The sequence below is a fragment of the Flavobacterium johnsoniae UW101 genome, assembly GCF_000016645.1.
GTDB lineage: Bacteria > Bacteroidota > Bacteroidia > Flavobacteriales > Flavobacteriaceae > Flavobacterium > Flavobacterium johnsoniae.
The window spans coordinates 2,325,276-2,346,793 of sequence record NC_009441.1 but is presented as its reverse complement, the minus strand read 5'-3'; the positions used below and the strand labels follow the sequence as shown (position 1 = coordinate 2,346,793).

The 21,518-nt window shown below is 34.6% G+C and carries 16 protein-coding genes; 2 read left to right on the top strand and 14 right to left on the bottom strand.

Annotated elements, in window-relative coordinates; translation table 11 throughout:
• Window position 1: 1 nt before the first annotated feature.
• A complete protein-coding gene (locus FJOH_RS10465; RefSeq protein ID WP_012024080.1) occupies window positions 2-3,598 on the bottom strand; it encodes a SusC/RagA family TonB-linked outer membrane protein in 3,597 nt (1,198 codons plus the stop codon).
• A gap of 172 nt (window positions 3,599-3,770) precedes the next feature.
• The gene (locus FJOH_RS10460; RefSeq protein WP_012024079.1) at window positions 3,771-4,922 is read right to left on the bottom strand and encodes a FecR family protein; all 1,152 of its coding nucleotides are present in this window, start codon (window positions 4,920-4,922) and stop codon (window positions 3,771-3,773) included.
• Between the two features lie 280 nt (window positions 4,923-5,202).
• Between FJOH_RS10460 and FJOH_RS10455 the strand changes: the two genes are divergently transcribed.
• Window positions 5,203-5,814: an RNA polymerase sigma factor gene (locus tag FJOH_RS10455; protein ID WP_012024078.1), complete on the top strand. Its 612-nt coding sequence runs from the start codon at window positions 5,203-5,205 to the stop codon at window positions 5,812-5,814.
• 9 nt (window positions 5,815-5,823) lie between these two features.
• On the opposite strand, the gene FJOH_RS10450 is transcribed toward FJOH_RS10455, so the two are convergent.
• The gene (locus FJOH_RS10450) at window positions 5,824-6,174 is read right to left on the bottom strand and encodes a gamma-glutamylcyclotransferase family protein (protein WP_012024077.1); all 351 of its coding nucleotides are present in this window, start codon (window positions 6,172-6,174) and stop codon (window positions 5,824-5,826) included.
• Window positions 6,175-6,924, bottom strand: coding sequence for an MBL fold metallo-hydrolase (locus FJOH_RS10445; RefSeq protein ID WP_012024076.1), 750 nt, complete (start codon window positions 6,922-6,924; stop codon window positions 6,175-6,177).
• A 103-nt stretch (window positions 6,925-7,027) separates the two neighbouring features.
• Here FJOH_RS10445 and FJOH_RS10440 point away from each other — a divergent pair, with 103 nt between their 5' ends.
• Window positions 7,028-7,903, top strand: a complete 876-nt coding sequence (locus FJOH_RS10440) for a LysR substrate-binding domain-containing protein (protein ID WP_012024075.1) — start codon at window positions 7,028-7,030, stop codon at window positions 7,901-7,903.
• Between the two features lie 91 nt (window positions 7,904-7,994).
• Here the strand turns inward: FJOH_RS10440 and fsa are convergent, their stop codons facing one another.
• From fsa to FJOH_RS10390, 10 genes are all read right to left on the bottom strand, one after another.
• On the bottom strand, window positions 7,995-8,651 hold the full coding sequence (fsa, locus tag FJOH_RS10435) for a fructose-6-phosphate aldolase (protein WP_012024074.1): 657 nt from the start codon (window positions 8,649-8,651) through the stop codon (window positions 7,995-7,997).
• Between the two features lie 316 nt (window positions 8,652-8,967).
• A complete protein-coding gene (gene xylA, locus FJOH_RS10430; RefSeq protein ID WP_012024073.1) occupies window positions 8,968-10,293 on the bottom strand; it encodes a xylose isomerase in 1,326 nt (441 codons plus the stop codon).
• Between the two features lie 9 nt (window positions 10,294-10,302).
• Complete coding sequence (locus tag FJOH_RS10425; RefSeq protein ID WP_012024072.1) at window positions 10,303-11,784, bottom strand: xylulokinase; 1,482 nt, start codon at window positions 11,782-11,784, stop codon at window positions 10,303-10,305.
• Window positions 11,785-11,786: 2 nt separating this feature from the next.
• Window positions 11,787-12,794, bottom strand: coding sequence for a GntR family transcriptional regulator (locus FJOH_RS10420; RefSeq protein WP_012024071.1), 1,008 nt, complete (start codon window positions 12,792-12,794; stop codon window positions 11,787-11,789).
• A gap of 304 nt (window positions 12,795-13,098) precedes the next feature.
• A complete protein-coding gene (locus FJOH_RS10415) occupies window positions 13,099-14,133 on the bottom strand; it encodes a glycoside hydrolase family 43 protein (protein WP_012024070.1) in 1,035 nt (344 codons plus the stop codon).
• Window positions 14,134-14,156: 23 nt separating this feature from the next.
• Window positions 14,157-15,590, bottom strand: a complete 1,434-nt coding sequence (locus FJOH_RS10410; protein ID WP_012024069.1) for an MFS transporter — start codon at window positions 15,588-15,590, stop codon at window positions 14,157-14,159.
• A 257-nt stretch (window positions 15,591-15,847) separates the two neighbouring features.
• Entirely contained in the window at window positions 15,848-16,957 is a 1,110-nt protein-coding gene (locus FJOH_RS10405; protein WP_012024068.1) for an endo-1,4-beta-xylanase, read from the bottom strand.
• A 117-nt stretch (window positions 16,958-17,074) separates the two neighbouring features.
• Window positions 17,075-18,238: a mannonate dehydratase gene (uxuA, locus tag FJOH_RS10400; RefSeq protein ID WP_012024067.1), complete on the bottom strand. Its 1,164-nt coding sequence runs from the start codon at window positions 18,236-18,238 to the stop codon at window positions 17,075-17,077.
• A 181-nt stretch (window positions 18,239-18,419) separates the two neighbouring features.
• Window positions 18,420-19,157: an SDR family NAD(P)-dependent oxidoreductase gene (locus tag FJOH_RS10395; RefSeq protein ID WP_012024066.1), complete on the bottom strand. Its 738-nt coding sequence runs from the start codon at window positions 19,155-19,157 to the stop codon at window positions 18,420-18,422.
• A gap of 83 nt (window positions 19,158-19,240) precedes the next feature.
• Window positions 19,241-21,394, bottom strand: a complete 2,154-nt coding sequence (locus FJOH_RS10390; protein ID WP_012024065.1) for an alpha-glucuronidase family glycosyl hydrolase — start codon at window positions 21,392-21,394, stop codon at window positions 19,241-19,243.
• Window positions 21,395-21,518 lie beyond the last annotated feature (124 nt).

Here is a 21,518-nt window from a genome sequence, read left to right as displayed (position 1 = left end):
ATTAGAAATTAACATTTACACCCATAACAAAGCTTGGAGATATGAAACCGCCCAGCATGTATTTGGCATCTCTGCTTTTGGCAAAAGTGTATACGTTTTCTGCGTTCAAATTGAATCTTACTCCGTCTAGTTTTACTCTTTTAATAATATCTTTTGGCATTTGATACGCTAACGAAATGTTGCTTAATCTTAAATTTGACGCATCCAAAATATTAATATCTGCATACGAATAAATGGTGCGAGATTCTGAATTAAAATCTGCTTCATATTCGTAAACCGCTCTCGGAACATTGGTAAAAGCCTCATCTCCTGGCTGCATCCAACGATTTGCAATATTGTTGTTTACCACCGAAATATCGGTTACATAACCCCCAAGTGCGCCATTGTAATTGTTAGCCAACATTGGCAGGAATGTGTTTTTTACTTTATGTCCTAACTCATAAATGAAAAGAGCCGAAAGTGAGAAGTTTTTATAATTTGCTGAGGTATGGAAAGAACCGCTGTGTATAGGAACTGTTGAACCATAATCTTTGATCGCATCTAACTGACCTGGATTGTATTTCACTGCTGTACCTGAAGCATCATAAACCTGAGGCAGTCCAGTATTGCTTAAACCAGCCCATTGGTAACCATAAATGCTGTTAAAACTTGTTCCAATTCTAGGATATGCCTGTGGATAATCTAATTGTAAATAGTAAACAGGAGCTTTTACATTTACATAATCTACAGTATTTTTATTATAGGCATACAAAACGGCCGCATCCCAAGAGAAAGCAGACGTTTTTACCATTGTTCCTCTTAAGGTAACTTCGATACCTTTGTTGGTCATTTCTCCGTTATTAAGATAGTAGGTTGAATAACCAAATCCTTCTGTTGGAATTCCCTGACTACTTGCTAACAAGTCTTGTCCTTTTTTATTATATAAATCTAGAGTTCCGCTTAATCTGCTTTTAAAGAATGAGAAATCTAAACCAATATTGGTTGTTGTAGTTTTTTCCCAAGATAATTCAGGATTTGGTCGTTTACCTACACTTCCATAAGTTCCTCCAACATTGGCATTGGCATAATAAAAAGCTGTTAAATAAGGTGCAGAATCTTTGGCAATATTTCCTGCAATACCATAAGAACCACGTAGTTTAAGAGCATCAACCCAAGCAACGTTAAAAAATGATTCATTATTAATATTCCAGCCCGCACCTACAGACCAGATTGGTTTGTTTTGGTATTTACTGTCTGTTCCCCAAAGATTAGAACGATCCCAACGAATACTACCAGAAAGAGAATATTTTTTATCGTACGTATAACCTCCAGTTGAGTAAACAGAAACGTAACGGTTTTGCAATTCTTTTTCTAATGCAAAGTCGTTTTGCGACATATAACCGCCAAAAACAGATCCGTATACTTTTAATAAATCGGCTTGATTTATTGCAGTAAAAGATAAAGCTTGCGAATCGTAACCATAACGTGTGTTATCATTATATTCTTGCTTTGAATGACGGATTTCCATACCTGCAATAGCAGAAAAATCATGCTTTTCTGCAAAAGTCTGACTGAAATTTAACTGCTGACGGAAATTATAAGCATTAGAAAACTGATTCGTTTCTTTAACAATATCTCCATAAGGCAAGTTATAAACCGCTTTATTATTCACAACTGTTACCAAACTATTTACTTTATTTCGCACATAGAAAGAATCTCTGTCAAATAATTGGCTCGCACGATCTGAAGCAAATTCATATTGGAACATGGCATTGTAAGTAAATGCGTTGCTGAATTTTACATTAAACTTAGCAAATGTTCTGTTTAAGAAATTTTTGCTTTCAGTTAAGTTTCTTCCCAACTCATCCATTGGCGTAATATCCATGTTGTAAAGACCATAAGTCTGCATAGAATTAAGTGTGAAGTTATTGTAACGAGAAGCCGCAGTAGAAACAAAATTAGTTCCGTCATTATTTACTAATTGATTGTATGGCTGCCATTTATAACCCGGATTATCTGAAACAGAAGCCGAATTGATTGGCTTATAATATTGAGTATCTCCTATTCCGTAATTTAAATACGTTCCCAAATCTAAAGACAGCCAGCTGTTAATTTGTGTTGAGTTTTTCAAATTAATTCCAACCGTTTGGTTTTCAGAATACATATCCTCTAACTGATTGTCTTTATATGTTATAGAAGCATTAAAAGCATTGTTTTCGCTTGCTTTACCTAAACTAAGGTTGTGCTGCATAAAATATTGATCGCGTTTTGCATATTTTGCTACATCATCATAATATTTGTAACCTTGAGAACCCAGTTGATTCAAGCGATTATTCATATCTGTTTGAGAAATATTTCCTGCATATCCATTTAAAATAGTCTGCATTCCTAAACTTTGAAATACGGCATTATTTAATAAAGACTGTGCGTAAGTAGCTGAATTAGCGGTTTTCAAATTAGGATTTGCTGCTGCCCATCCTCTTTCTAAACCAATAATATCAGCAGAACTGGTAAGATTACCAGTATAATTTCGATAAGGCGTAACAGTTAAATTACTTGAAAACGAAATATTTGTTTTCCCTTCTTTTGCTTTTTTAGTAGTAATTACGACAACTCCATTTGCAGCGCGAGCACCATAAATAGAAGAAGCTGCAGCATCTTTTAAAACCGTTATTGTTTCAATATCTTCTAAGTTCAAATTTGGAAGATTCTCTTCGATAGTTGCATAAGGCGTTAATCTAGTATTCTCAACAGGAAAACCATCAATAACATATAAAGGTGCCATAGCATTAGTATTCATAGAAGTTGTTCCACGAATTTTTCCATCCTGATATCCAACAATACGTCCTTCTAAAATTTTATCTAAGCTGTTTAAGCGCTGTTCTTGAAAATCCTTTGCTTTTAAACTTGAGAAAGATCCTGTTGCTTTTTCTGCCGATATATCCTGATAACCAGTCTTTAAAACTAATCCTTCAAGTTCAAGAACATCTTCTTTTAAAACAACATTGATTACGCTTCTGCCTTCAACTTTAATTTCTTGTCTTACGAATCCTAAATAAGAATATGCTAAAGTCGTTTCGCTGCTTACTGCAATAATTTGATATTCTCCGTTAAAGTCTGTATTTACGCCTCTTCCCGAACCATTATCAGCAACTGCGGCACCAACTAAAGGCATTCCTTTTTCATCGGTAACACGTCCTTTTACGATAAAATCTGCCTCTTCTTTTTGTGACGTTACAGGTTTTTCTGCCGGAGCTTTTTTTGCCATTAATACAATATGGTTTCCCGAAACTTTATAATCTGTTCCGGTATTGCCAAAAATGGTATTTAAAATCGTCTCGATAGAAACATTACTTTCATTTACATAAATGGTTCTGTTTAAATCAACTGATTTTACATTATAAACAAATCTGTAATTGGTTGTGTATTCTAATTTTTCTATGGCTTTTGCAACCGTCATATTATTAGCACTGAAAGACATTTTTGCTTTTTGCGAATAGGTTACACCCGCCTGCATAACCGTGAGAGTGGTTAATAGAAATAATGTGGTCAATTTCATCTTCAAATCGAATTTCAAAAAAGGTTTGTCGAACCTAATTCTGTTCAATAGTTTTTTCATACTTTTAAAATGTTTTTTAATGTTGGTTGGTTAATTAACTGATCGCATTTATTCTACCGGGAAATGTTGGCGCATTTTCCGGTTTTTTTTATCTAATGCCGATCCTTCTTCTTTGGATTTTTGTTACATAGGCGTTTTTTTAATTGTTAATTATGAATTGTTAATTGATAATTTACTTTATTGTAATCTTGTCTCTGTCAATGATATAATCAATAGCATAACTGTCGCTGAAATATTTGAGCACCACTTCAATGGGTTCATTATCAAATCGGGCGTTAAAAATTTCTTTTCCAAGTACTTTGTTTTTATTGATGAAAGTTACATTGTAACGTCGTTCCAGTTTTTTAATAATATCATCAAACGAAGCATTTTTGAATACTAAACTTCCTTTTATCCAAGCTGTATAATATTCTGTGTTAACCTGCTCTGTTGTAATTTCTGACTGTCCTCTTTCGTTTGAGCCTTTTTCTCCAGGTTTTAAATACACTTGGTTTTCTTTGGTTTTCTGATCTTTGTATAAAGACACTTTTCCTTCAACCAAAACAACATCAGTTCTTGGATTTTCACTATACGTATCTACATTAAATTTAGTTCCCAAGACCTCAACATTTACATTCTGCGTGTTTACATCAAACGGATGTTCTTTGTCTTTTTCAACTTCAAAAAATGCTTCTCCAAGAAGATAAACTTGTCGGTTTTGATTTTTAACAAACTGAACCGGATATCGCAGCGATGTTCCTGCATTTAAATGCACAAGTGTCCCATCTGACAATTGGACTTCAAACTTTTTTCCGTACGGAATTTTGATTGTATTGTAAACTAATGCGCCTTTGGCATAAGCTTTCGTATAAACCAATCTGTCTTTTTCCTGTTTTCCAATTACATTTCCGTCTTTATCAGTTATAGTTCTGGCTTCGTTTGGATCAAGATTCTGCGATTCGTCACCCAGCTGCAGCACAATTTCATCTTCTCTCGGAATTATTACATTTTGTTTTGACTGTATTGCAGTGGTTGAATTTTTGTAAAAATAAAATCCGCCCAAAGCAACGATCAAAATCGCCGCATATTTGTAATACGATGAAAATCTTCTTTTATAAAAAACGTTATTTTCTTTTCTGATTCTTTCTGAAAGTTGTTTTCTGACTTCGGTAGAATCAAAATTGTTCAAAGCGGTATCTATTGCGTAATTGGTTTTTACAAAATCCTTAAACACAAGCTGATTTTCATCCTCTTTTAACCATTCGGTCAAGGCTTCGATTTCCTCCTGACTCGCCTGATTTGTGATAAATTTAACAATTAGTCTCTCTGACTTTTTTACTGTCATTTTAGTTATTTTTAATATTATTACGAAGCCAAAAAACAAAACCCTAACAATTTGATAAAGTTTTTTTCATTTTGATGAATTTTTTATTTTTCACAAGTTTTTTCTTTCAATAAATTCTACTAATTTGATAGAAATAAAAGAGTAAATGTTTTTATCTTTGCATTTTTTTCAGTTTTTTATTTGTAATAATTTTCAAATAGAAAATGAAAAAAACAGCTAATTTGCCTCAAATACAGCCTCTATTTAAGCCTTAAAAATTATAATTTATATATTTGTTTCTATGATAAATGCCGACTACAACAATAACGCTGTATTAATTGAGTCTCTTAAAAACGGAGATGAAATGGCATATACTTATTTAATCGATACGTATCATCATAAACTTTGCGTTTATGCTAACAGTCTGGTAAAGAATGTTTACAGTGCAGAAGATATTGTACAGAATGTTTTTATTAAGGTTTGGGAACAGCGCACGAGATTAAAACCGGAGCATTCGTTAAAAAGTTTTCTTTATAAAATGACTTATAACGAGTTTATCGATTTGTATCGAAAAAACCAGTCTTTGTTTTCATTAGAAAAATCGTATTATGACGCTTTGAACGGAATTGTTCAGGAAGAAGATTCAGAAGCTTTTCAGAGGGTTTTAAATGCGGTAAACAAAGAAATTCAGAATCTGCCTCCAAAATGCAAAGAGGTTTTTATTTTGAGTAAAAAAGAAGGTTTGACTAATATCGAAATCGCCGAGCATCTAGATGTTTCTATAAAAACCGTTGAGGCTCAAATCACTAAAGCTTTTTCTATTCTAAGAACTTCCTTAGAAGAAAAGGTAAAAAGTGTTTTGTTTCTTTTATTTTCGGCTAAAAAAAAATTCAGACTAAGTAAATTAATCTGAATTTTCCTTTTATTGTTTTAAAGCATAAATAAATCCTGTTCCCTTTTCCCCGTTTTCGAGTTCATATTCTGTTTGAATTCGCGTATAACCGTCGCCTTCAAATTCGTCGAGATAATCCCAGTTTGCTGTTAGATCATCAGAAAAAAGTACATAACAATTTATCGTTTCTGCCTGGTCTTTGGGCATCAGGATAAAACCATGATAACCTAAAGATGATCCCCAGCCTCCTTCTTCTAGTTTTCCTTTTATAATTGCTTTCTGCCATTCTCCCTTAATAGAATCCATAACCGAATGATTGGATTCACCCGGTGCCAGCGAACCATAAATAATTAAAGCCGGCATTGATTGTAAATCTTTCATTTATGATACGTATTCCATTTTTTGTTCAAAAAATTCCAAAACCGGCATTTTCATATCGTGGTAAAAAAGCACTTTCCAGTTTTCGTCTTTTGCCTGCTGTTCCCATTTTTTTCGGGATTCCATAGCGCGTTTTCCATCAAAGTCAGTTTTGTAAGCAACGTGCATTGACCAGTATATTTTTTGAGGCAAATCGTCTGCTCCGTAAAAAACAATTTCATCATCGGCTTTGATCCAGAAAACCTGATGATATTTGGTATGTCCGGCCGAAACTTCGTAGAAAATTTCATCAGTAATCTGCCCACTGTCATTATGCATTAATTCTACATTAGGCAGTTTTTTGAGCTCATTTAAAATCTCAAAAACATAAGACGGATTATTGATTTGTTCTAAAGCAAAATCTATTTCTCGTTCCTGAATGTAAATCTTAGCATTTGGAAAATTACAAACAAAGTTTCCATTCTCAAAATAACCAATTCCTTCGATATGATCTTTATGCAGATGCGAAACCAAAACTTTTGTTATTTGCTCTGGAGCAATATTATTCTTTTTCAGCATTTCATGAATAAACGGAATTCCATCATTCATAAATCCCAGACCAAAATCTAATAATATGACATCGTTATCTGTAATAACCACAAAAGGCTGAATTGCCATTTTAAGGCCTGTCTCGGTAGTTTCTTTTGTAATCAGCTTAAACTCTTTTTTAGAATCAGCTATATAATTTCCTTCTTGTAAAGCTATAATTTTCATTTTTGTTTTGCTTTAATTTTGCGACACTACAAAGTTCTTAAGATTTTCTATATTTGTAAAACCTTATTTTTCGATAAAATCAATCGATAAAACCGATTTAGAAATGGAACTTCGACAGCTTAAATATTTTCTGAAAGCAAAAGAATTACTGAATTTTACCGAAGCTGCAACTGCGCTTCATATCAGTCAAAGCACTTTATCACAACAAATTAAACAATTGGAAGATGAATTGCAGGTGCCGCTTTTTAATAGAATTGGAAAACGAATTACACTTACAGAAGCTGGAGATTTATTTTCGGTTTACGCACAGCAGTCTGTCAACAAAGCAACAGACGGTTTTGAACTTTTAAAAGATTTAAATAATCTTGAAACCGGAAAAGTAGCGATTGGTGTGACATACGCACTTCGTCATGTGGTTACAAAAGCGCTTATTTTATTTAGTTCTGAATATCCTAAAATTCAATTTGAAATCGTATTTGGAACTTCGCAGGAACTGATACAGAAACTAAATCTTTTTGAGCTTGATGTGATTCTGACTTTTGAAGAAATTGCTTCTGAGGCGCATTTTAAATACAGGGAATTATTTACGTCTCCTATGGCTTTGGTTACCTCAACCGAAACATCATTTACCAATAAAAAAAGTATTTCTTTGAGTGAAGTCAGTTCCCTGCCGCTCGCACTTCCTTCAAGTGGTTTCAGTACTACACAGTTTATAAATAAAGCTTTTAAAAAAGACAATCTCAATCCGAAAGTTACGATTGAAATTAATGATATTCCCACTTTGCTGGAATTAATCAAAACGGGAAAATGGCATACCATTTTAACTAAAACAACAATCGAAAACGAAAAAGATTTGCATGCTATTCCCATAAAGGGAGAAAATATGACCAGAACCGCGATGCTGATTTCTTTGAAAGAAGTATATGAGAAAAAAGCGGTGATTGCGTTTTTGAAAACATTGATGGAAAATTTGAAATAACTTTTTACGTCATTATTTAAATTTATCATGCTTTAATAAAAAAAGCCCTTTTCAATGCGAAAAGGGCTTAACTGCGTGTTGTATTTAGAGTTTAGAGATTCATTTTTTTAGCATCTTCAACAAATTGTTTCAAACCAATATCTGTTAACGGATGTTTTAGTAATCCTTTAATTGCCGAAAGCGGTCCGGTCATAACATCTGATCCCACTTTGGCACAATTTACAATATGCATAGTATGCCTTACCGAAGCCGAAAGTATCTGCGTTTGGTAATTGTAATTGTCATAGATTTCTCTGATTTCTTCGATAAGATGCATTCCATCTGTTGAGACATCATCTAAACGGCCTAAAAATGGAGAAACATAAGTCGCTCCGGCTTTTGCTGCCAATAATGCCTGACCAGCAGAAAATACTAGAGTTACATTGGTTTTAATTCCTTTAGAAGAAAAATATTTACAGGCTTTTACACCGTCGCCAATCATAGGCAGTTTTACCACAATCTGCGGATGTAAAGCAGCAAGCTCTTCACCTTCTCTTACCATTCCTTCAAAATCAGTTGAAATTACCTCAGCCGAAACATCGCCGTCAACGATATTACAAATATCAAGATAATGTTTTAAGATGTTTTCTTTTCCTGTAATTCCTTCTTTGGCCATTAAAGACGGATTGGTGGTTACGCCGTCTAAAACGCCTAAAGCCTGTGCTTCTTCAATATCCTGAAGATTGGCTGTATCAATAAAAAATTTCATGTTTTTTAGTTTAAGTTAAAAGTTTTTTTGCGTAAAAAAACTTTGTCAAATTTTAAACTTTGACAAAGTTCTCAGCATGCTGCAGTGAGTGAAAAATGTGCATTTCGATCGATTCTAATCTTCAAAAAACCCTTAATAAAAAAATAACTCACTTATTATTTTATTAAACTGACTTTGTTTCTTTTGTTTGATTTTCAAAATAGTAACTAAACCTTCAACCTATTTTTAAATCTCACTTTCAAAACAAATCATAATCTTAATACACATTCTCTCAATTTTATCTCACTATATTTTTGATATTAAAATCTAAAACCAATTAAATATATTGGTTGATGATGTTTTCAAACAATTCTTGCTTACCGCTTTGAAGATTTAATTCTCCGTTTTCGTGAGCGATAGTATAAAGATCTTTAAGGCTTAATTTTCCATCAGCAAAATCTTTCCCTTTTCCAGAATCGAATGAGCTGTATCTTTCTTTTCTTAATTTTTCGTAAGGAGAAGAAGTGATGATTTTGTCTGCAGTCAATAAAGCTCTTGCAAAAGTATCAGCTCCGCCAATGTGCGCTAAGAAAACATCTTCTAAATCAGTTGAATTTCTTCTGATTTTAGCATCAAAGTTAACTCCACCACCTTGCAATCCGCCGGCTTTTAAGAAAACCAACATCGCTTCAGTAGTTTCTTGGATATTATTTGGGAATTGATCTGTATCCCATCCGTTTTGGTAATCTCCTCTATTTGCATCGATGCTTCCTAACATTCCTGCTTTTGCAGCTACTTCTAATTCGTGTTGGAAAGTATGCTGTGCCAAAGTAGCGTGGTTTACTTCGATATTGATTTTGAAATCTTTGTCTAAACCATAATTTTTCAAGAATCCAATTGCTGTAGCCGAGTCAAAATCGTATTGGTGTTTTGATGGTTCCATTGGTTTTGGCTCAATAAAGAAAGTTCCTTTAAAACCTTGAGCTCTTGCGTAGTCTCTAGACATTGCTAAGAATTGTGCCATGTGGTCTAATTCTCTTCCCATATCTGTGTTTAGTAAAGACATATAACCTTCTCTACCACCCCAGAATACATAGTTTTCTCCGCCTAAAGCGATAGTTGCGTCCAAAGCTAATTTTACTTGTCCACCAGCTCTTGCTACTACATTAAAATCTGGATTTGTAGCTGCTCCGTTCATGAATCTTGGGTTTGAGAAACAGTTTGAAGTTCCCCAAAGTAATTTAATTCCAGATTCTGCTTTTTTCTGTTTTAAGTAATCTGTAATAAAAGCCAAACGTTTTTCTGATTCTGCAAAAGTTGCTCCTTCAGCGATCAAATCGTAATCGTGGAAACAGAAATAATCGAATCCCATTTTGCTGATAAATTCAAAAGCTGCATCTGCTTTATCTTTTGCAGCCTGATATGGATCTGACGAAGCATCCCAAGCAAATTGCTGTGTTCCTGGTCCAAATGGGTCGCTTCCTTGTCCGCAGAATGTATGCCAATATGCGATAGCAAATTTAAAGTGCTCACGCATTGTTTTTCCAGCTACAATTTGGTCTGGATTATAATATTTAAATGCCAGCGGATTATCAGATTCTTTTCCTTCAAATTTAATTTGGCCGATACCTTTGTAGTATTCTTTATCTCCTAAAACTATCATTTGATTTTTTTATTTATTTGTTAATATTAATTCTAATTCTTGTTTCCATTTTTTATAAGCCGTTTCGTAAGGTTCTTTGTTGTGCAGCGGTAAAAACGTCATTACATGGTCGTTGTCACTCACATTAGCACCAAACTTGCTGTAATCACCATCTTTTAAACCAACTGCTCTCGCCGCACCAACCGCTCCTGTTGTATTGTAAATTTCGATTTCGTGGCCAATTAAAGTCGCCACGGTATTCGAGAAAATCTCCGAACGGAAAAGGTTATCATTTCCTGCTCTAATCACATTAATCGTCGCATTGTCGTCTTTTAAACATTCCATTCCGTATACAAATGAAAAAGCAATTCCTTCAAGAGAAGCTCTAAACAAATGTGCGCTGTTGTGAATATTTAAGTTGAGGTTTAAGAAATGTGTTCCAATAGTTTTATTGTTGAACATACGCTCAGCGCCATTTCCAAAAGGAATCACGACAACTCCTTCTGATCCAACTTCAACATTTGAAGCTTTTTCGTTCATAACCTCATAACTTTCGTTGCCCATATTATTACGAAGCCATCTGTACTGAATTCCTGCTCCGTTAATATTTAAAAGTTTACCCACTCTTGGCGTTTCCAGTTCGTAGTTTACGTGAACGAAATTGTTTACTCTTGTGCTTTTTCCAGACGACATTTCACTTACCGCATAAAATACGCCCGAAGTTCCGCCAGTCGCAGCCACTTCTCCCGGATTTAAAACATTTAATGACAATGCATTGTTTGGCTGATCTCCCGCTCTGTACACAATCGGAATTCCAGCTGGAAGACCAGATTCTGCCGAAGCTTTTTCAGTAACAACTCCCTGATTCGTAAAATTTTCTACGATTTTTGGCGTCAATGATTTGTCGATTCCGTAGTATTCCAAAAGCCAGTCGGCTACTTTATTTTCTTTATAATCCCAAAGCATTCCTTCAGACAAACCATTTTTGGTAGTCGTTACTTCGCCCGTTAATTTCAAAGCGATGTAATCTCCCGGAAGCATATATTTAGAGATTTTATTGTAAACTTCAGGTTCGTTTTCTTTAACCCATTTCAGTTTTGAAGCTGTAAAATTCCCTGGCGAATTCAATAAATGCGACATGCATTTTTCTTCTCCAATTTCGGCGAAAGCTTTGTTTCCAATTTCCACCGCACGGCTGTCACACCAAATAATTGAATTTCGAAGTGCGTTTCCGTCTTTATCGACAATCACCAATCCGTGCATTTGGTACGAAATACCAATTCCCTGAATTTTAGAGGCATCAATATTAGCTTCTTTAATCGCTCTTTTAGTCGCTGTACAAATGTGCTGCCACCAGATTTCAGGATCCTGTTCTGCCCAATCCGGGTGAATCGAAAGGATTTCCATTTCGTTCTGTGGTTCATTCAAAACGATTATTTTTTTACCCGTTTCTGCTTCTACCAAGGCTGCCTTGACAGAAGAACTTCCAATATCATATCCGATATAATACATACTTACAATGATTCTCTTATTATTAAATTTGTCGGCACATAACACTGCGTTTCTTCGTCATGCGTAATAAATGCCGCTGCTTTGGTTCCTAATTCTTTAAAATCAGTTGAGACAACCGAAATTCCTTTGTATATAAATTTTTTCATTGGCGTTTCGTTGTACGACAAAAACCCAACGTCTTTCCCCGGCTCATAATCTTTCTCTTTGCACTGCTCTAAAAAGTGTCCCAAAATCCTGTCGCTTACGCTTATATAAGCAATTCCTTTCTCGATATTGAACTTTTTAGGATCTGTAATCACTTCATACTCAAAGCCGAAATCAGCACAGAATTTTTTGAAAAACTCAACTGTTTCTTTGGGGTGATTTGTAAAATCCGGATACACAAATTGTATCTTTTTATACTTTTTAAACAAATCAACTGCTTCTGTCAATGAATTATAAAATGCTTTCCCAAAATCCTGAAAAACATAATTATTTGCTTTATCTGCCTGAATATTCCAGTCTATCAAAAGCAGTTTATCTTTTGAAATTGCCGACAACGCAGGAGCAATTTCTTTGTGATCAAAATTCATGACCACGTATTTGTAATACTTCCCGATTCCGTTATTGATGATCGTTTTAAAAACATCAATATTATAATGATGAAACTGCACATCGGTAATCACATTATCCGGCAGATTATTCACAAACGAATGATACAAAACCTCTTTATATGCCTTAAAAGTGTCTAAAACCAAAAGCACTTTTCTTGTTTCACCCGCCACATAATATCCTTTATTGGGTACAGATTCGATCGTATTCTGTTCTTTTAAAATCGTATACGCTTTAAAAACTGTATCTCTCGATAGCTGATAGGTCTTGCAGATTACATTTACTGACGGAAGCAAATCTCCCTTTTGTAAAATGTTCTCGGCAATAGCATTTGTAATTCCATCAACCAATTGCTGGTACTTCGGAATATCACTATCGTGATTAATTATAAATTCAAATTTTTCTTCTTCTTTTAACATACCGTTCTGTTCCGTTCTGTTATGCTAAAGTAGCTAAAAAACTTTTATAAAAAATCATTTTATGCATTAATTATGTTAAGTTTTTTAAATTCTATATTTCAATAGTTTGGGCGTGTGCTTGTCCCGATAGCTATCGGGAGGCTATACATTTCATAATAATTTTGTCATTGCGACGAACAAACAGCCTCACTGCAATTTGATTCAGCAAATGTGATTGCTTCGTTCCTCACAATGACAAAAAAAAAAGCAAAATCAAACCAACACAACCGATTGTAATTTTTGCTAAATTTTTTTATACAAAAAACTAATCAATTAATCTTCTTATTCCATACGGATCAATTGTTACAATCGAACCATCTTCTAAATAATCAATTTTAGTTACTTTCATGCTTCTTAAATGTGTTACGCCTTTTGACAAACTTGAATCATGATAAAATAAATACCACTCATTTTCAACCTCACAAATAGAATGATGAGAAGTCCAGCCCACAACAGGATTCAAAATTCTTCCCTGATAGGTAAATGGCCCATACGGATTATCGCCAATAGCGTAACAAATAAAATGGGTATCTCCTGTTGAATATGAGAAATAATATTTTCCGTTGTATTTATGTACCCATGAAGCTTCAAAAAAACGACGGTTATTATCGCCGGCTAGCAGGATTTCTCCTTTTTCATCCAAAATTTTAATCTCTTTTGGTTCTTCTGCAAGTTCAAGCATATCGTCGCGAAGCAAAGCTACAATTGGTCCTAAAGCGGGTTCATTTTCAGAAGGTTCTTCGTTATTCTGGTCGTATACATTGTTTCTGTATTTCTGCAATTGTCCGCCCCAGATACCGCCAAAATAAATATAATGTTTTCCGTCTTCATCTTCAAAAACCGCAGGATCAATACTGTAACTTCCTTTTATTGCATCTGGCTGAGGTACAAAAGGCCCGGAAGGAGAATCGCTGATCGCTGCTCCAATCTGGAAAATTCCATTGGCACGTTTGGCAGGAAAATACAAATAGTACTTTCCGTTTTTATGTGCTGCATCTGGCGCCCACATTTGTTTTTCGGCCCAGGCAACATCATCTACGTGAAGCGCAACACCATTATCTACGGCTTTTGCTGTAATACTGTCCATTGAAAAAACGTGATAATCTTCCATTCCAAAATGATCTCCATTATCATTAAACGGAATTCCGGCATCTATATCATGCGATGGATAAATATAAATTTTACCATTAAACACATGCGCCGACGGATCGGCTGTGTAAATATGAGAAACTAAAGGCTTTGAAATCGCCAGTTCATTAATTTCATCGAAATTAATTTGTTCAATGCTGTCTTCAGGCATAGTGATATCTTGGTTTTAAATAATTAAGTTCTTCTTTGTTTTAAATCGGTTTCGATCTGCACTTCCATTTCTTTATTGATTTTATAGAAAAACAATAATCCGGCTCCTATTAAAAATGGAATTGCTGGAAAAATGCTGACCAATAATTTGATTCCGTTAATCGCAGTTTCTGTTTGTACAGCAGAGTTTGGCGTGTAATGAAAAAATCCTAAAAACAATGTTGTCAAGGCACCGCCAATACTTAATCCGGCTTTTAAGCCTACCATCATGGCAGAGAAAATAATTGCTGTGGCTCTGCGATTGTTAAGCCATTCCGAATAATCGGCCACATCGGCAATCATTGCCCAAAGAATTGGAATTGTAATTCCGTAGAAAAATCCGTGTAGAATTTGGGAGAAAAACATTAAGCTGACTGATGTTGACGGAAAGAAATAAAAAGCGATAATAAAAAGCGTTGAAATGAATAAGAACAATCCGAATACATTTCGCTTTCCATATTTATCTGCCAGGTTTTTAGACAACGTGATTCCTACGATCATAAAGATAATGCCGCCTGCATTGAATAATCCAAATCCAGCAGAAACGGGATCATTACCAAAATGATTTAACCCAATAGCCGATAAGGTATCTAAAATAGGCTGGATAAAAAGTGCTAACTGCTCTTTATCTACATAATTTTCAAAATAATATACATACGAACCGCCTTTCATTGCCAGTGTAATAAAAACCAAAGTTGTAAGCGAAAGCATGATTACCCACGGTCTGTTTTTTACCAAATCGCCTAAATCTTCTTTTACACTTGATTTTTGCTCGGGTTTGGGAATGATTCTTTCTTTAGTCGTTAAAAATGTGATTAAAAGCATGATGGTTCCAATGATGGCTAAAACCGTCATTACTTTTTCGATACCAATTGCTTTGTCTCCGTTTCCGGCACTTTTTATAATTCCGAGCATAAAAACCTGAACAAAAAACTGGGCAAACATAACCGCAACAAAACGGTATGATGACATACTGTTTCTTTCGGACATATCGCCTGTAATAACTCCACTTAAAGCAGAATACGGCAGATTATTTCCTGCATAAAAAAGCAGCAGTAAAGTATAAGTTACAACGGCATAAATTACTTTTCCTTTATAAGAGAAATCTGGAGTTGAAAATGCCAATAAAGCCACAACTCCAAGCGGAATTGCAGTTGCCAGAATCCACGGTCTGAATTTCCCCCATTTTGTACTTGTTCTATCTGCTAAAACACCAATAATGGGATTAAAAATAAAAGCGGCAACTAAACCAACAATCAGCATTATAATAGAAGAATCTGTTGGCGATAATCCATAAATATCAGTGTAGAAATATGCCAGATACGTCATCAAAGTCTGAAAAACCAAATTGGCTGCCAAGTCTCCTAAGCTGTATCCAATTTTTTCTTTGATGGATAATTTTTGTGAAATGTAATTCATTTTATGGTTTGTGGTTAGTTAGTTTATTGCTTTAAACTTAGTTTTTTTATCCTTTCGAGAAACGGGAAATCAGCGTTTTCAGTGCGGTTTCCCCTTCCTCAAAATGACAGGATTGTGTTGAATTAAATTTAAAACAATCGGTTGTGTAAAATTATATAAAAAAACATATTATGCAAATTCAGTCTGCTTTATTTGAATAATATCATAAAAAACAACCGTTTGTTTATAATACTCTAATTGAAAGCTGTTTAAACCCACTATTCTTCCGTTTTATTTAACTTTAAAATACTATCGTAAGCCGGTTTGTGTTTCAAATCTTTATCAAACGGAAGCGGATAATTGGTTCTTCCTTTTATAGGCCAGTCATTTAACCATGATTGTCCGTCATAAACTCCCCAAAAAGTAACTCTGCTTATTTTATCTTTATGTTTTAAGAACAATTTAAAAATCGATGCATAACGTTCTGCCAATTTAGTCTGAACAGAATCCGGCAATGTTTTAGGATACGGATTCATTTTGGCACTTCCTTCAAAATTCTGATTTACATCGGCTCCTTTTAAATCCCACGGATTTGGTAAAACGGTAATATCCAATTCTGTAAAAGCAACTTTAATTCCTAATGCCGAATATTCTAAAATACTCTTTTCAATTTCTTCTATCGATGGACTATGCAGTCTCCAATGTCCCTGAATTCCAACACCATCAATTTTTCCGCCTTCTGCTTTTATCTTTTTAATTAAAGCAATTGCTCCGGCTCTTTTTGCCGGTTCTTCAATATTATAATCGTTGTAATACAAGTCTACTTTTGGATCTGCCTTTGCTGCCAGTTTAAAAGCATCAACAAGATATTTTTCACCAAGCGTTTTCAAAAAAACAGACGGTCTTAAAGTTCCATCTTCGTTTAAAGCTTCATTTACAACATCCCACGAATTGATTCTGCCTTTGTATTTTGAAACAATTGTTGTGATATGATCTTTCATAAAGGCTTTCATTTCAGTGCTGTCTGCGATTTTTTCCATCCAGGGCGCTAACTGACTGTGCCAAATTAAAGTATGTCCATGAATGAACATTTTATTTTTCTCTCCGTAAGCTACAAATTTGTCCGATAAAGTAAAATCATATTTATCTTTTTGCGGATGCGTGTACATCGATTTCATGATGTTTTCTGCTGTAATTGCATTAAATTCTGTTCGGATTAATGAATCAACTTTTGCATCTTTTTCTTCAATTTGATCTGCGCTCAAAGCAGTTCCAATATAAAAATCGTTTTTATAAGAATCTTTTAAGGTTAACGTTTCCTTGTTAGAAGAACAATTTACAAAAAATACGGTACTGATCGCGAGCAAATAAGGGTTAATAAATTTCATATATTTTGGTTAATAGTTAATACTTACTTTTTATTCTCGAAATGATAAACAGGACTTTTTTTTCTCATCGCAGAACTATCAGGTTTTTAAAACCAGTCAGTTTAACACGAAAAAAAATTACAAATTCAGTTTATAAGCAATTCCCATTTCTAAACCTCTTAATTCAGCAAGCCCTTTTAGTCTTCCTGTCAAAGAATAACCCGGATAGGTTTCTATTGCTTCATCAACTCTGTGAAGGAAACCATGATCGGGACGCATTGGCAGGCTTATTTGGGTTTTGTTCATCAACAGCAATAATTTCTCAACGATAATTTCCATTTTAACGTCACCGTTTAAATGCTCTGATTCTCTAAAAATAGTTTCGCTTTCGCGGATGGTATTTCGAAGATGTAAAAAGTGAATTCTATCTCCAAAATCGGCTATAATTTTTTCAAGATTGTTTTTTGGGTCTGCACTTAACGAACCTGTACAATAACATAAACCATTGGCAGTTGAAGGAACGGCATTAAAAATAGCTTTTAAATCGGCTTCGGTTGAAACAATTCTCGGAAGTCCTAAAACCGAAAACGGCGGATCATCTGGATGAATCGCTAATTTTTGTTGGTTTTTCTCCGCAATCGGAGTTACTTCTGATAAAAAATAAATCAGATTTTCTCTTAGTTTTTGATTGTCGATTTCGGCATAATTTTCTAAAAGAGACAAAATCTGTTCGGCCGTAAAATTGATTTTACTTCCCGGCAGTCCTAATAAAACATTTTTAAACAAAAGTGCTTTTTCATCTTCAGACAATTGATTCCCAAACTGCAAAGCTTTTTCTTTTTCAGCATCTGAATAATCGTTTTCTGAATTTGGTCTTTTTAAAAGAAAAACATCAAAATAAGTAAATGCATCCTGATTGTAAAGCAAAGCTCTGCTTCCATCTTCATTGATAAAATTATGATTCGTTCGAACCCAATCCAAAATCGGCATAAAATTATAGGTAATGATTTTGATACCGCATTCTGCCAGATTTTGCAAACTGATTTTATAATTCTCGATGTATTGCAGATAATTTCCAGAAGCTCGTTTAATTTCTTCATGAACAGGAAGACTTTCAACCACAGTCCATTCCAAGCCGGAATTACGAATAATTTCCTGTCTTTCTTTTATTGCATCAACTGTCCAGACATCGCCAACCGGAATTTGATGCAATGCGGTTACAATTCCCGCTGCGCCAGCTTGCCGAATGTCAATTAATTTGACATTGTCGTTTGGTCCGAACCATCTCATGGTTTGCTGCATTTTTATCATACTTAACTTTTGTAAAAATTAATTAAACACATAGAAACATAGATTTATATTAACTCGAAAAAAGACTTAAAAGAAACAAGTTCCTAACACATAGCCTATGTGCATTAATGTAAGTGAAACGCCTTTTAGACAAAGAAGAACTATGTTTCTATGTGTTTAAAATATTTAAAAATTAGAACCCAATACTATTTCCGCCATCTACTGGCAAAACAGTTCCTGTTGTATATTTTGATTCACTTAAAGCGAAATAATAAACCGCATCTGCAATGTCTGATGGTTCTCCTAAATAGCCCATTGGAGTTCTTCCCAATACTTTATTTTTTCTTTCAGGATCGTTATCCAAAGCTGTTGACGACATTTTAGTTTTAATAAATCCCGGAGCAATACAATTGGCGCGGATGCCAAACTGCGCCAGCTCAACTGCCATGGCACGCGTCATAGATTCTATTGCGCCTTTGCTTGACGAATAGGCAATTACTTTTGGGATTCCGTACTGTGATGCCATCGAACTGATATTGATAATGCTTCCGCCTCCGTTTTCTTTCATGTTTTTTACCACTTCTCTGCTCACAGCAAAAACACTCAACAGATTGGTGTGAATTATGGTTAAGAAATCTTCATCGGTAACATCTGCAAACTCTTTTTTCATATTGATTCCGGCATTGTTTACCAAAATATCTATAGGACTGTTTTTGGTAATGCTTTCGATCACGGCAGGAATTCCTTTCAGATCATTTAAGTCGAAAATTACCGGAATAGCATTTTCGCCAATCTCTCTGCAGGCTTCTTCTGTTTTGTCTTTTGTTCTTCCAATAATGTAGGTTGTAATTCCGTTGTCACATAATTTCTTTGCTGTTGCAAATCCTAAACCCGAATTTCCTCCGGTTACTATTGCCGTTTTTTTGCTCATAATTTTAAAAATATATTTTTGGTATTTGGTACGCGGATGACGCAGGTTCGCTATCGTGAATCCGTGTCATCCGTGTTCTAATTTTAGCCATTTCCTGGTGCAAAAGGAAATTTTAATGATTTAAAATACTCTAAAGTTTGTGTTGGTTTTTCGACTCCAGCCGGAAGTTCTTTTCCTGAAAATTGCTGAAAATATAATAAGCAGGCATCACGCCACCATTTTGCTTCTTTATGCTGAATTTCTAATAACATTTTTACTTCGTTAAAACGTTCGCTGTCAACATACTTTTCTGTCTGATTCCAAACATTCTGCATTACTGCAACCTGATTTACACCTTCTTGGTATTTCAATGCCAAGCCGTTCCAAAGTGTTTGTCCGTTTTTCAGTTTATAATCCCATGCAACATGATGAAACCATAAAAGATCTTTTTCGGGACAATTTTCTAAATTATCAAAAAGATTTGCGGCTTCTGCTGCGTATTGTGAAACGGCATTCGTACCCGATTTTGATCGGTCGAAACCAATTCCGTTTTTGTCTGCTTTATGATAATAGGTTGGATTCCATTCTGGTCTTGACAAATTAGAAACCCAAGGCCCAGGCCCGTAATGATGTCCTGTATCCATAATATGATGTAATCCAAGCGGTGTCATGTAATTGACAACGGCTTCACGCGATTCCATCATGATATTTTTTACAGGTTTAATAAAATTTTCATCGTTAGAAAAGGTACTTCTTAACCATTCATCGGCAATGGTTTCTGAATCTAAATATGGATCCCAGGCCAGCCTGCCGAAGCCATACCAATTTGCCTGTAAAAAAGGATGTCCTGTCCAGTTTAAGTCGTTTCCTATATTGGCAACGCCTGCAATTCCGGTTAATTTGTTTTGATATAAAGTACCGTCAATAACTTTAGCAACGGTTGCCCCTTTTCCTTTTTGAAAGGTATCAGATTCTAAAACTTCCTGAAATAATTTAGGCAGAAAAACCAAATGTGTGCTAAAACCCAGATATTCCTGTGTAATTTGAAACTCCATCATTAAAGGCGTTTTCGGCATTGCTCCAAATAACGGATGAAAAGGTTCTCTAGGCTGAAAATCGATTGCTCCGTTTTTAACCTGAACAATTACATTTTCTTTGAATTTTCCATCATAAGGCTGAAATTCAGTATAAGCTTGTTTAGCACGATCATTTGCATCATGTTCTGAATATACAAAGGCTCTCCACATAATAACTCCGCCAAAAGGCGCAACGGCATCAGCCAGCATATTAGCTCCGTCAACATGATCTCTTCCGTAGTTTTGCGGGCCGGGCTGACCTTCTGAATTGGCTTTCACCAAAAACCCACCAAAATCTGGAATTCTTTTATAAATTTCAGCCGATTTATTTTTCCACCAATTAATTACTTCCGGATCTTTTGGATCGGCAGTTTTTAAGTTTCCTATTTCGATTGGTGCCGAAAATCTTGCCGTTAAATAAACTTTTATTCCGTAAGATCTGAAAACATTAGCTAAAGCTTCAACTTTTTCTAAATATTGCGGAGTCAGGATTAAAGCGTTTGCATTTACATTGGTTAAAACCGTTCCATTAATTCCAATTGAAGCATTCGCTCTGGCATAATCAATATATCTTTGATCGATAAAATCAGGTAATTTCTGCCAGTTCCATAAAGAGAAACCTGCGTAGCCGCGTTCAACAGTTCGATCGAGATTATCCCAGTGATTTAAAATTCGAAGATTTGTTTTTGGTGAATCGGCAATATTTAAATTTTTAATTGATTTATTGGTCTGCAGCAACCTTAAAAAATCAAAGACTCCGTACAAAACCGCAACATCATTTTTTCCTGAAATGATAAGCTGTTTTTTATTTTTAAAAGAGATGGATTTAATAATAAATCCTTCGTTGTTTATTTTTTCAAAATCTGTCTGCAGAGCTTTTTGCAAATCGGGATTTAAAGCTTTTTGAGAACCAATAATCAGATTGTTTTCTCCTTTAATTTCTGATTTAATTTGGGGTTTATTTCCCAGCATTCCAGCGATTCCTGTTTCTAATTCTTTTACGGAAATCTGAGAAGTTTCAGAATTTCCCAAAGAAACAATTCCCTGAATATTGTTTTTATATTCTGAAGCAATTGCCGAATTGCTGATTTTATCATACTGAAGCCAAAGTTTATAATCCTTTTGCGCTAAAGCCGAAAAGGAAATCGAAACAAACAGGAATACAAGTCTTATTGAAGCCATTTACTAATTAGTTTATTCTTAAATTTCATTTTTACTGTATCAACATTTTACATCTTAATAATACTATTTGATAAAATTTTAATTTAAAAAATACATTATGTTAAATAAAACAACAAATGCAATC

Bases quoted from the DNA above. Each gene is read 5' to 3' on its own strand.
- FJOH_RS10415 (WP_012024070.1), bottom strand. From the start codon at position 14,133: ATGCCTGAAGACAGCATTGAACAAATTAATTTCGATGAAATTAATGAA.
- FJOH_RS10405 (WP_012024068.1), bottom strand. From the start codon at position 16,957: ATGAAATTTATTAACCCTTATTTGCTCGCGATCAGTACCGTATTTTTT.
- FJOH_RS10460 (WP_012024079.1), bottom strand. From the start codon at position 4,922: ATGACAGTAAAAAAGTCAGAGAGACTAATTGTTAAATTTATCACAAAT.
- FJOH_RS10395 (WP_012024066.1), bottom strand. From the start codon at position 19,157: ATGAGCAAAAAAACGGCAATAGTAACCGGAGGAAATTCGGGTTTAGGA.
- FJOH_RS10410 (WP_012024069.1), bottom strand. From the start codon at position 15,590: ATGAATTACATTTCACAAAAATTATCCATCAAAGAAAAAATTGGATAC.
- FJOH_RS10440 (WP_012024075.1), top strand. From the start codon at position 7,028: ATGGAACTTCGACAGCTTAAATATTTTCTGAAAGCAAAAGAATTACTG.
- FJOH_RS10445 (WP_012024076.1), bottom strand. From the start codon at position 6,924: ATGAAAATTATAGCTTTACAAGAAGGAAATTATATAGCTGATTCTAAA.
- FJOH_RS10390 (WP_012024065.1), bottom strand. From the start codon at position 21,394: ATGGCTTCAATAAGACTTGTATTCCTGTTTGTTTCGATTTCCTTTTCG.
- FJOH_RS10455 (WP_012024078.1), top strand. From the start codon at position 5,203: ATGATAAATGCCGACTACAACAATAACGCTGTATTAATTGAGTCTCTT.
- xylA (WP_012024073.1), bottom strand. From the start codon at position 10,293: ATGATAGTTTTAGGAGATAAAGAATACTACAAAGGTATCGGCCAAATT.
- FJOH_RS10420 (WP_012024071.1), bottom strand. From the start codon at position 12,794: ATGTTAAAAGAAGAAGAAAAATTTGAATTTATAATTAATCACGATAGT.
- FJOH_RS10425 (WP_012024072.1), bottom strand. From the start codon at position 11,784: ATGTATTATATCGGATATGATATTGGAAGTTCTTCTGTCAAGGCAGCC.
- fsa (WP_012024074.1), bottom strand. From the start codon at position 8,651: ATGAAATTTTTTATTGATACAGCCAATCTTCAGGATATTGAAGAAGCA.
- FJOH_RS10465 (WP_012024080.1), bottom strand. From the start codon at position 3,598: ATGAAAAAACTATTGAACAGAATTAGGTTCGACAAACCTTTTTTGAAA.
- uxuA (WP_012024067.1), bottom strand. From the start codon at position 18,238: ATGCAGCAAACCATGAGATGGTTCGGACCAAACGACAATGTCAAATTA.
- FJOH_RS10450 (WP_012024077.1), bottom strand. From the start codon at position 6,174: ATGAAAGATTTACAATCAATGCCGGCTTTAATTATTTATGGTTCGCTG.